The 11,774-nt window shown below is 34.0% G+C and carries 9 protein-coding genes and 1 pseudogene; all 10 read left to right on the top strand.

The window, feature by feature from the left end:
• Positions 1-4: 4 nt before the first annotated feature.
• Positions 5-1,390 carry a VirB8/TrbF family protein gene (locus tag BKH41_RS01925; RefSeq protein ID WP_095296747.1) on the top strand — a complete coding sequence of 462 codons (1,386 nt, stop codon included), beginning with the start codon at positions 5-7 and terminating at the stop codon, positions 1,388-1,390.
• A 5-nt stretch (positions 1,391-1,395) separates the two neighbouring features.
• Positions 1,396-2,766: a TrbG/VirB9 family P-type conjugative transfer protein gene (locus BKH41_RS01920; protein WP_257875387.1), complete on the top strand. Its 1,371-nt coding sequence runs from the start codon at positions 1,396-1,398 to the stop codon at positions 2,764-2,766.
• Positions 2,766-4,097, top strand: coding sequence for a DNA type IV secretion system protein ComB10 (locus BKH41_RS01915; protein WP_180762701.1), 1,332 nt, complete (start codon positions 2,766-2,768; stop codon positions 4,095-4,097). The genes BKH41_RS01920 and BKH41_RS01915 overlap by 1 nt, the downstream gene beginning before the upstream one ends.
• A gap of 18 nt (positions 4,098-4,115) precedes the next feature.
• The gene (locus tag BKH41_RS01910) at positions 4,116-4,712 is read left to right on the top strand and encodes a hypothetical protein (protein ID WP_095296746.1); all 597 of its coding nucleotides are present in this window, start codon (positions 4,116-4,118) and stop codon (positions 4,710-4,712) included.
• A gap of 10 nt (positions 4,713-4,722) precedes the next feature.
• Positions 4,723-6,723 (top strand): hypothetical protein, encoded by a 2,001-nt coding sequence (locus BKH41_RS01905; protein ID WP_095296745.1) that lies wholly within the window; start codon positions 4,723-4,725, stop codon positions 6,721-6,723.
• 14 nt (positions 6,724-6,737) lie between these two features.
• The gene (locus BKH41_RS01900) at positions 6,738-7,379 is read left to right on the top strand and encodes a hypothetical protein (protein ID WP_095296744.1); all 642 of its coding nucleotides are present in this window, start codon (positions 6,738-6,740) and stop codon (positions 7,377-7,379) included.
• 80 nt (positions 7,380-7,459) lie between these two features.
• Positions 7,460-7,771: a hypothetical protein gene (locus BKH41_RS01895; RefSeq protein ID WP_095296743.1), complete on the top strand. Its 312-nt coding sequence runs from the start codon at positions 7,460-7,462 to the stop codon at positions 7,769-7,771.
• 31 nt (positions 7,772-7,802) lie between these two features.
• A complete protein-coding gene (locus BKH41_RS01890; RefSeq protein ID WP_095296742.1) occupies positions 7,803-8,753 on the top strand; it encodes an ATPase, T2SS/T4P/T4SS family in 951 nt (316 codons plus the stop codon).
• Between the two features lie 56 nt (positions 8,754-8,809).
• Positions 8,810-9,445 (top strand): hypothetical protein, encoded by a 636-nt coding sequence (locus BKH41_RS01885; RefSeq protein ID WP_095296741.1) that lies wholly within the window; start codon positions 8,810-8,812, stop codon positions 9,443-9,445.
• 62 nt (positions 9,446-9,507) lie between these two features.
• Positions 9,508-11,403, top strand: a pseudogene (locus tag BKH41_RS01880) (type IV secretory system conjugative DNA transfer family protein); the annotation flags it as partial.
• Positions 11,404-11,774 lie beyond the last annotated feature (371 nt).

Here is an 11,774-nt window from a genome sequence, read left to right as displayed (position 1 = left end):
AAGAATGCAAGAAATTAATAAAGAAAGCAATGCGAATGCTGAAAATAATCTAAATGGCTTCAATAATGCAGAAAAAATTATTAATAATACTGACAATATCAATATTGACAAAATGGATAATGATATTGAAAATACAAAAAATATCCCAGAAAAAAGCCTTGAAGAACAAATAAAAGAAGAAAATAGTAAAAAAAGTGTTTTAGCAAATATTGCTGATGTCAAAGATAAAATCAAGCAGTTTTTTGAAAATAAACTGATGTCAAAGGCAAGAAAACACCTACAGGTTACAATGCTTTTTGAAAGCGTGAGCAATGCAAATACAATCTTTAAGATGGAACGAAAAATTGGAGATTGGCTGATTTTAATTGCAGGCTTTTTCTTTATCACGACTTTAATTGAACTGATTTTAATCATTTCTCTTTTTCCCTTAAAAGAAAAAGTTCCTTATTTAGTAACATTTGCAACTTCCACTCAAAATTTTGCTATTGTGCAAAAAGCAGATTCAAAGATTACTGCCAATGTTGCGCTCATCAGGCAATTATTAGGAGCATATATCCTCAATCGAGAAAGCATTAATCGCATTGATGATGAAATGCGATTTGATATTGTCAGAGAGCAAAGCACTCCTGAAGTGTGGCAAATTTTTGAAAAAATCGTGGCAAAGCAAGATTCAATCTATACCAATAACAATCTCAAAAGAAACGTCCAAATTATCAATATCTCAACAATTAAAAAAGGTTATGCCAACGCTGATGTCAATATCACTTTATATGCTAATGGGTTATTGCAAAGTGAAAAGCGCTATCGCATTGTGATTGCTTATGAATTCAAACCGATTGAAATTGATTTTCAATCAATGCCAAAAAATCCCACAGGCTTTATGGTAACAGGTTATGCCATCACAGAAATTGCTACGATTAAAGAGCTCGATCCCAAAAATCAAGTTAAAGATCCCGATAAGACACCTTCAAGAATTCATTATAAAAATCTGAAAAAAGGGATTGGTAGCGACGGACTCAATAATGAGGAAAATATTAACGATGCCTACCAATACAATCTTCAAGATAAAGATAAGACAAGCCAAGAATCAGAGACTAAGTCAGATACAAAATCAGAAGCATTAACTCCAGATGAAATTGAAGAATTAGAGATGGAATTAGAAAGACTGAGAAAAGCAAAAGAATTAAACAAGTTAAAAGAATCAGAAAACTCAAAAGAGCGCCCACACAATGAAAACACAGAACAAGAAAATGATAAAAAAGAAAATTCTGATTCTAAAGAAAAATTAATGTCTACAATAAGTCCTCTAAAAGATAACAAAGAAACCAAAAAAGAAACAAAGCAAGAGCAACAAGATCTTATATCCCCGTTTGCAGGAGAAAATAAGTGAAAACAATGATGCAAAAAGCTATGCAACAAGTCAAAAATCATAGAGATCATAAAAAATACAAAGAAGTTTTTTATAATTTTTATAAGGGGATTAAAGAGGCAGTAAAAGAGGGGAAAATCAAAATCATTGCAGATCGGATTCAAAAGCCAAGCTGTCAAAATATAGGCTTAAGAATTTTTGCCTTGTTTGCGATTTTATTCATTGCCTGTTTGCAAGCTGATCCCCAACCTGTGCCATCCCCATTTGAAAATCCTGCACAAAATCAAAATACAAGCGCGCAACCTTCAAATGCGAGAGCAAATAGTGATGGCGGAATTTCCCTACAAGCTTATGAAGAACAGGAAAAAGAACAAAATGCCTCTAAAATGATGTTTTTAAATGCCATTCAAAATTCATTTTTTTCTAGAAAAAGAAACCTGCAGGATAATAATCTCAACATTCATTATGTCGCTGGGGATACCCATAAAATCAGACTCAGATATGCGATGAGCACAATGTTTGTCTTTGATAATGACAGCATTCTTTATATTTCATTAGGCGATCCCAGCGGATTTGAAGTTGAAACACCCCAAAAAGAGGGATTTGATTTGAGTAATATTTTACTCATCAAACCGCTTTTAATCGGCATAGACACTAACCTCACTATAATTGGAAAAAGCGGAAAAATATATACCTTCTACTTATTTTCCACCCACTTCACCAATTCCAGAAACCCTGTTTTAAGCGTGTTTGTTTCAGATAGTCGAAAAATTGGAAAAATTGATGTGGATAAAAATAAAGAGCAAAAAGAAAAAGAGGAAAAGTTTAAAAAACTTCAAGAAAAAAATTCTTATTTGCTTGATATGAAAAATCCTTTTTCAAAGCCTCAAGAAAGCTCACAAGATGCGTATAGTAATCCCAAAAGTGGCAAAAATGATGGGGACGATGTGATTTCTAAAAAAATTGATTATTCCTCCAAAGAAATTGATGATGGCAAATTTATCAGGATTGGAGATGGTGTCAATCATTTATTCATTGACAAGTCTCAAATCCAAAAAGATTATTACCAAAAGCCAAAAGCAAAAAGAACTTGGCAGAGTTTATGGCTTTATAAAAAGACTTCTAAAGAAGCTGAAAATATGCAATCTCAAGAGATTTTTGATGATGGGAAATATACTTATTTCAAATTTGACAGAGAAAAAAGCATTTCAAAATTTCCCTACGCCTATAAAGTCGTTGATCAATACGATAATCCTGTAAATTCACGCATTGTAGGCAATTATATTATTGCTGAAGACGTCGGAAGAAAATGGACTTTAAGACTTGGAGACGAATATGTCTGCGTGGAAAAAATCCCAAATAAAAAAACTCAAAAAACAAAACAAGAGGCAAAATAATGTTTTCTGGCATTCTTAGGCTACTCAAACGAAAAGTTATTTGGATACCCCTAAGCATCGCGAGTATTTTAATGCTGATGATTGTTTTTACTGATGTTGATGAAGGTGAAAGTGAATTTGAAGTCAATACAAAATTCCCGCTTTCTGATTATCTTTTTGCCGACTCTAAAGACCAAAACAGCCAATCAAGCAAGGGCAAAATACAAAGCGAGTTGGAAAAATCGATTGACAAGACTTTAAATGAGGTTGAAAAACAAGTTCAAATCCAAGCAAATCAAAATTATCACAAAGACAAAGATGGCAACATTGTTGATGAAAATGGCAATATTGTTTTGCCTAAAGAAAAAATCATTGTACTGCATCCAAATGCGGAGGTGAATCAATCTGCAGATAAAAACAATAAGACCAATAAAAATAATTTAACCGGTTTAAATAATTCGCGCCGACGCACATCCAATGCCCAATTTGATTATAAATCCGCCTCCCCCACTAATAAAGAAAGATTATTACAACTTGCCAAACGATTTGAAAGCGCTGATGTTAATCCGAGCGACCCTGAAAGCAAAATCAATCGAGATATTGATTATGGGGCAAGCTCTTTTAGCAATCTTGATAAAAAAGATGAGGCAAGTAATGAACACAAGCTTTTAAGAACCATTACGGCAGACAGAATGATACCGGCGATTTTAATCACGCCTATCAGTTCTCAAATCGGAGGCAATAAAGTAATCGCACAAGTTGAAAGCGATATTTATGCGGCAATGGGACGAGCCGTACTCATTCCAAAAGGTTCGCACGCAATCGGATTTTACAATAGCAATAACAAAATCGGGGAATATCGTCTGGAAGTGGTGTGGAGTCGCATTATCACACCACAAGGAGTCAATATCATTTTAACCAATGCCAAAGGGGCTGATGTCAAAGGTTATGCAGGGCTTATTGGAAACTTGCATAATAAGTATTGGGAAAAATACGGCTTGCCTCTCACACTCTCCACTCTCTCAAACGGTTTGCTTTTAGCCATCAGTTCCGGATTAAACACACAACTCAATAAAAGCGGAGGAGGAGGTGTGTATCAAAGCTATCAAACCGCTCAGTTAATGGGACAAATGAAAGATGATGTTTCTAATATTGTCGCGCAAATTTTAAGAGAGCAGGTGCGGATTAAACCCATTATTACCATCAAAGAGGGAAGCAGAATTTTTATTTCTCCCAATGTGGATATCTTTTTTCCGGAACCAAAAGATGGAGAGGTTTTAACAGAATTTTTTAAAGAATATAAACCGCTGCCAAAAGATGATGATCTCAGCGATGATGAAAATGAATACTAAACAAAAGGAGCAATAAAAATGAATGAAAAAAGAATAGACAAGATGAGTGAAAAAATAACAAAAACAGAATTTGAAATTTTATCAACAGACAAGATAAAAAGTGATTATAAAGTGGGAATGAGCATAGATGAAAATATTTGTTCCTTAGCAGAGCTTACGCAAAATCATATTCTCGCAGATTTAGAAAAGCTTGCTGATAAGCACCCTGAAATGTTTGATAAGCCTAGTGATGTGTTTAGACTTATTAGAAAAGTGTTAGAAAATCCAACACATTTTTATAGGAATAATCGATTAGATGCCTCTTTAATTGTCAAATATATGCAAGAAAATAAAATTGGAAAAGTAGTTATTACAAAAGAAACAGGAGAGGTAATACACGCAACCAAAGTTGATGAAAGAGATCTAAAAAGGCTTGAAAAAAGAAGTAACGAGAAAACAGGCAGTGCTGATATTATCCAAACTTTCACTCAGCTAGGTAGCAAACAAGAAGATACTCGGCTTAGGCTACCAAAAGAAAATATTGATGTCATTCTACCTAAAAACAATGAATGCGACAATAACAGGCAAATCTGCAAATCCAAACCAAAATCCAAAAAATGGGATAGAGAAATCTAAAGGAGAGACAATGAAAAATATTTTAAATAATTTAAAAGAAATGACAAGAAGCATAATAGTAAAAAAAAGTAAAAACAAATTAATGAAAATAGCCTGCCTGTGTGCTTTTTCAGGTGTTTTCAGTTCGGTTTTTGCCTTAATGATTATCACTGATAAAGATATTAATTTAAGTAAAAAACAAGGGGCGCTAAGAGGCAGGGTCGTATTTGACAATAAAGTCTATCCTGCGATTGCTATCGGGGATTATAAGCTTAGCAGCGATAGAAAGTCCGCAGCATTTATGGTGCGCGAAATTAAGACAAACAATCAAACCCATTCTCTCTCAAGCAATCCCTCAACAATCAAAGAAGTTAAAAATGCCAAAAAACTTCAAAAAGGTTCTAAGCTTATTTTAGCAGGAGAAAATCAAGAAGAAATCGCAAAGATTTTAGGCATTGATATCAATGCCTACAAACAAAAAGGTGGCGTGATAACTGATAATGGGAATAGCAGCAAAAATGGGACAAATGGTAATTCTGCAACCAATAGCGGCAACAGTGGCGGGGGCAATAACAGCTATACCAGCCCTTTTTCATCAGGAAATGGCGATTTTAGCGGAAGTAGTGGCAGTTATATTCCCTCCAATAACGGCAATAATTCTAGCAATGTGCCTAACCCTGTGATTGTCCCTAATGGCAATAATACTCAAGGAGATGCAGGGGGAGTTTCAAATTATTCAGCTCAATACTGCAAAGCCCCGCAATATGACGGCAAAAACTCAATCAGTTTATCCATTGTGGATAAAGACGGGAATTGCACGGATTTAAAAGCTCAAAGAGACGATACCAAATGTGAATACCGTTATGACTTTAATGACGGAATGGCGATTAAACAAACGCAATTTTATTACGTTGATAAAGAAAATCAAACTCAAAATATCGGAGGGTGCGTAGATTTAGCCGGAGATGAATATCGTTTCCCCTTATATAAGGACGATTCAAAATGCAAATTGCAAGTTACTGATAACAAAGGCTATGGCGGAGGAGAAGCTTGGATGTTTCAAACACAAATTTTATTCAGAGGAATAGATGGACTGATCCATACAGCTGCAGATTGCGGGGATTATATGAATGTGCAGGAAGAATTAATCAGTTATGAAAAGGATGATGCGGATAAAAAACTCAAAAGAATGGTGAATCAATACTACATCGATCCTAAAACCAATCAAAAAGTTTATATCAATCACGGCATTTATTCACCATTTGAATTTGGCTATCAAGAATATGCTTGCGGGCTTTGGGAAATGGATGATCCTAATCTTCAAGCTTACAGAAGAACCCAAATAAAAGCTTATGACAGCGTTGCTGGAAGCTATTATGACATTACCGGCTGTGATTACAGCAATGATGGAGGCAAGAGTGGGAGAATTACAACGCCTTATATCAAATTAGCCAATAATCAAAAAGATGGGGGAGTTGAGGAGGGGGATATGAATGGGACTTATGAGTTTGAGATAAAGGAGAGGATGTTAAATTCAAGCAGTGATGATAATACAAAATGTAATAAAGGCTACCATCGATGGACAACACATTATAGCAATGGTGATCTGATTATTAAAACCCAATGGAAAACCACCTATAAAACTACCAATACGGGGGTTACCATCGGTTATCAACGACCCAAACAAGACGATGAAAAAGAAGCGAGTATCTACTACACCTCCAAACGAGTTAAAACGATTGATCGGAGCACAATCGTGGTTAAAAATGAATTGGGGCTTGATGCGGACTATATGAAGTTTTATGAGGTAAATGAGAATTTTTATAAAGATTCTGATAACAATAATACCAAACAATCAAAAGAATATACAGATTTCATTACTAAATACTATAGAAAAGGCAAAGGAAGCCTTTGTCAGGTTTGGAGCGTATGGGATAAATCTGAAAGTGATTCAAAATGTCATTGGACGGCGTGGAATGGAAACTATAACTGCGGAACTTGGAACGATTACATAATCCCAACCAAAAATTAAAGGAGAGAGGACAGATGAATAAAACTAATCAAAAAGAACAAACAGGGATTTATAACGTAACCTTTAATGAGAAGAAAGTAACCCCTATACAAATTAATATTGAGTTAATTGAGTTAATTGAAGATATGCTTATTAAATCGATTGCAATGTATATTAAAGGTTACCACAATTTTAAAACAGACAAAGGACTTGGAGCAGAGCATATCAAATTGCATTTAGATAAAAACTCAAATGGTTTTATAGTAATTGATGAGCTCCTTAATTTAGGGCGTTCTCTAAGAAAATACACTGAAATATTTAAAGAACCTTTTATTGAAAAAAATGGGGCAAAAATCTATGAATGGGAAAATCAAGATGGAGCGAGATTTAGAACAATAGTAGATAAACTCAAAAGGGAGGGTCACTCGAATACGCCACTATTCCCTTTTGATAGTGTGATTATAACATTTTATTCCGACAGAAATCTTAATGAGCCAATGCAATTTAAAAATCCTTTGGTGGCAGAGCATTATGAAAAAATAGCCCAAACAAATGAGTTATCGATAGTTTCACAATTGGTCCTAAAGTCTAATGTTAAGTTCAATCAAGAGGATAAAAAAGATATCAAGCAACATCAATCTAATAAGAAAACCAAGTCTAATGACTTTGAAATGTAAGGAGGCGATATGGAGGCATTAAAAGCAACTAAAACAAAATTGAATTTTAAATCTTTGCAATCTCAAATAAAAGGATAAAAATGGAAACAGAAACAATAGAAATAGGCAAAAGGACACAAATCAGTGATAGCAATAAAAAAATGGAGAGAAAATCAAATCCAAATCAAGGAGACCAAATGGAAAACAACGCACAAGAAGTAAAGCTCACAATCATCGACAATATTTTAGAACAAACAACCCTACCAAATGCAAAGCTATTAAAAGATTATCACAGGCTAGAGAAAGATATAAAAAATATCAAAAAAACCCTTGAAGCTAAAATCAAGACATTTCAAAGACTCCAAGAACAAATTAACGGTTCCAAAAATAAAAGCCCTCATAACATAGGGTAATAAGTTAACAATAAGCCAAAAGGATAAAGTTATGGGCGTTTCTAAAATCTTAAGCGTGCTGGTTGATAAGCTTCAACCATATTTAGAAAAAGATATTAATGAAATCATCTTTAATGACCAAAAAGAAATGTATTTAACAAAAGGTAGTGAGTATGAAAAAATAGAATGCCCAGAATTTGATGAAAATTTTTTAATACATTTTTGCGAACAACTGGCTACTTATAGGAATCTTTATTTTAATGTTTCTGTCCCACATCTCTCTTGCTCTATTCCAAATACCAGATATCGGGTAAATGCCCTGCACCCAAGCATTACAGCCAATAATAAAATTGCTGTTTGCATTCGTGTGCCAAATACAAACAAATTCAGTATTGAAGCTTTTAGTTTGGGGAAAAAAGTAATCGAAAAAAATATCAGTTACAACGATATTTTGCAACTTGCCAATCAAGGTAAAAATATTTTAGTGAGCGGGGGGACCGCTAGTGGGAAGACTAGCTTTGTCAATTGTTTAGTTGAAGAAATACCCATTGATGAGCGAGTGATTACCATAGAAGACAGCCCTGAATTACATCTCAAAAATCCCAATTTGGTTTCTATTGTCGTGGGCAAAAATGAAGATGCAAACTATAGCTACGAAAAAGCATTGAATGATGCGATGCGTATGTCGCCTCAAAGGGTTTTACTTGGCGAAATCGACACAAGAAACGTATCTTTATTTTTAAGACTTGCCAATACGGGGCATAGCGGGATGATTTCAACGCTTCATAGCAATAGCGTTCAAGATGCCATATTTGCGATTGGTCTGAATGTAAAAATGGGAAGTGGAAAAGATATTGACAGCGAAGCACTGCTTGATTTTTTTATCAGTGGAATAGATTATATTATTCAGATTAAAAAAATCGGCAATGAACGCGTCATTGAAAATGTTTTGGATGTGAAAAAAGATTTAAAAAGATATTTGAACAAGAAGATGACTATTTAAAAATTCAACCAGATTCAAATAAAAATGAATTAATTTGATCAGTTAAAGGAAACAAGATGGAAATTAAAACAAAAAATAATCAAAATCATATTAAAGAGCCTCGCCATCATCAAGGCAAGATTTCCAAATCGGTCTCAGGAAAACGAACCAATTTTATTCTAGATTTAGAAAGCTATAAAAATCTTAAAGACAAATCAAAAGAAAAAAATCTTACGATGACAAAATTTTTAGAAACTCTTTTGAAAGAAAAAGGTTCGCAAAATGCACTTGGAATCGCAAAAATTACCGCCCTTACAAATCTTAATCAAAAATTTTATACAGACTTGAACACTACATTTTCCAATCTCAATCAAATTGCTTACAACCTTAATCTTGATAAATTCTTAGAAACAAGCCGAATTGACAATGTGTTTTTAAAAAATATTGCCGATGAGCTTATAGTCACAAGAATCGCATTGCAAGAGTTGAGATTATTGACGCTTGAATTTCTGCTTTATCTCGAAATTGACAATAAAAAGTATAAACAAATCCAAAATCGTATCAAAATCTATCAACAAAGATATAAAAAAGAGATGGCAAAAATCAAGGAAGGCAATGCGGAGGGTAAATTAACCGACTTAGATTTTCAAACTCAAGAGGATTTGATTATGCTTATAAAACAAGAAAATATAGAAAAACCGACAGGAGACTAATCATGCTAAATCTTATCAATAATCCAAAATATAAGCCTTATTTCTTTTTATTAGGCATCGTAATGATTCTACCATTATTTTTGGGCACAAATATGCTTTTATTTGATCTGAAAAATTTTAACCAAGCCTATGATTTTACAAAGCTTATTTTAGAAAATCTACCAAATTATCCAAGCTTTAAAAAAGAAGTTTATCTGAGCGCTTTGATAGCTTTTACACCCTTTATCAGTATAGTTTATCTCACAACAAATAAAAGCAATCTTACCACGCACGGCAAAGCCAGATGGGCAAGCAGAAAAGATATAGAACGCTATACCTATAATCCTTTTAAATTTATTAAAGATATTTTTTTATTTCTCAATCCATTAAATCTTTTAAAACCCAAAGTATTTTTTCTGCGATTTATCAATCTTTTTAAATTGGGAAGAAAAGTCATCAATCCGATGAAAATAAACTTCGGAAAAGGTTTTATACTCGGGCTTTATTCTGAACTTGGAGTTAAAAAAGAAGTTTGTTATGATGCTCCGTTATGCACACTAATTGTCGCGCCTCCCGGAAGCGGTAAAACTGCTGCGGTAGCCATTCCAAATCTTTTATCTTTAAAAACAAGCTGCATTATCTTAGACATTAAAGGCGAACTATGCGATCTTACAGCAGGCTATCGCCAACAAGCGCTCAAAAACAAGGTTTTTGTATTTAATCCGTTGGGCAATGACAACTCTTTAAAATTCAATCCATTTGATAAACGTATTGTTTCAAAACTTGATTTTAACAGAAAAAGACGGCTTGTAGATGAAGTTGCCAATACAATTTTTGCCGATAATGACTCAAAAGACCCACATTGGACACAACAAGCCAAAAATCTCTTTATTTTTTATGCCCTATATGATTTATGCACTAAAAATGAATCCAGCTTTTTTGAAATTGCAACTGCTCCCATTAAAGATTATCGCCCCCTTATTCATCCTGATAGCCCCTATTATAAAGAACTTTACAAAACAGATGAAAATGGGGATTTTATTTTAGAAAACGGGCAAAAAGTTATCAATTTAGATGCTGATGTAGAAAATCTATTTTATCGCCAAGTCGCCGACCAAGTCTATTTAGATGCAAATAATCCTAAAAATTATAACAATAATGATGACAAAAACAGCACTGAAAATAATGCCAATTCCAACGATAGCGAACTGCTTGATCAAATCATTCGCAATGATGCCAGAAGATGGGCAAATGCCAATCCTAATGAATTTGCTTCAATCAAATCGGTTTTTGGAAGATTTATGCAAGTCTTTACTAGTTATCAAGTCAGAGAAGCTACATCTGCAATGAGCTTTGAATATGAGGATTTAAGAAAAGAAAATATCACGCTTTATATCAAAATTGCTCAAACCGATATTGACACGCTTGCTCCTTTAATTCGAATCCTGCTTGAATCCATCGCTAAAAATCTTCTTACCAAGGAGAGCAAAGACCCCAATGAACGAATTTATTTTATCTTGGATGAATTTGTCCGATTTGGCAAATTGCAATTTTTGCTTGAAATGCCCGCACTTTGCCGTAGTTATGGCATTGTGGGACTTTATATTACCCAAAGCAACGCATTGATTGAAAAATACTACTCCAAAGAGGATGCAAAAATTATCAATGCCACTGTTGCTTACAAAGTGATTTTTAAAAATGATGATGTTGATTATGCAAAAATGCTCTCTGAAGAAATTGGCAAATACACGCGCAAATCTCGGAATGAATCCACTAAAGACGGGGCATTAATCTTTGGGGGCACAAGCTCCATCTCTAAAGAGGGTTGGGATTTAGTCAGCCAACAAGACATAATGAATATTGGTGAAGATGAGATTATTGTGCTTACCAGCGGACATAAAGCAAAACCCCTCAAACTCAAAGCAAACTTTTATTTCAAATCAAAAACACTGATGAGCAGGCTCAATTGGAAATTAAAATCTATTCAAGAAAATCAAGAAGGGCAAATAACACAAAGGCAAAATCAGACAGAAAAAAATAGCGGCAATGCAGAAGCTGGCAACAATAATGGCAGTAGTGTAAGCGCAGGCGAAAACAAAAGCGAAATAAACAGAAAAAAACAAATTTTGGATGAAGCGAAGGAAATAAAACCACCAAAACAAAACAATAATCAAACAAAAGATCATTCAGATATCAAAGAGCAGATAAATCTCCAAAATAACCTATCTGATCCAAATAGCCATTCAAGTCAAATCTCTTCAGAAGAAGCATTTTTGCAAGCTCAATTAGAACAATTTAAAAAAGAACAAGCCCAACAGCAAACAAAAAATAAAGAAGAAGCGATCAAGGA

Source organism: Helicobacter sp. 12S02232-10 (genome assembly GCF_002272895.1).
Taxonomy (GTDB): domain Bacteria; phylum Campylobacterota; class Campylobacteria; order Campylobacterales; family Helicobacteraceae; genus Helicobacter_J.
The sequence above is the reverse complement of the archived record's forward strand: the minus strand, read 5'-3'. Positions and strand labels throughout refer to the sequence as shown.

Coding starts and splice junctions, on each gene's coding strand:
- BKH41_RS01925 (WP_095296747.1), top strand. CDS start 5: ATGCAAGAAATTAATAAAGAAAGCAATGCGAATGCTGAAAATAATCTA.
- BKH41_RS01920 (WP_257875387.1), top strand. CDS start 1,396: ATGATGCAAAAAGCTATGCAACAAGTCAAAAATCATAGAGATCATAAA.
- BKH41_RS01915 (WP_180762701.1), top strand. CDS start 2,766: ATGTTTTCTGGCATTCTTAGGCTACTCAAACGAAAAGTTATTTGGATA.
- BKH41_RS01910 (WP_095296746.1), top strand. CDS start 4,116: ATGAATGAAAAAAGAATAGACAAGATGAGTGAAAAAATAACAAAAACA.
- BKH41_RS01905 (WP_095296745.1), top strand. CDS start 4,723: ATGAAAAATATTTTAAATAATTTAAAAGAAATGACAAGAAGCATAATA.
- BKH41_RS01900 (WP_095296744.1), top strand. CDS start 6,738: ATGAATAAAACTAATCAAAAAGAACAAACAGGGATTTATAACGTAACC.
- BKH41_RS01895 (WP_095296743.1), top strand. CDS start 7,460: ATGGAAACAGAAACAATAGAAATAGGCAAAAGGACACAAATCAGTGAT.
- BKH41_RS01890 (WP_095296742.1), top strand. CDS start 7,803: ATGGGCGTTTCTAAAATCTTAAGCGTGCTGGTTGATAAGCTTCAACCA.
- BKH41_RS01885 (WP_095296741.1), top strand. CDS start 8,810: ATGGAAATTAAAACAAAAAATAATCAAAATCATATTAAAGAGCCTCGC.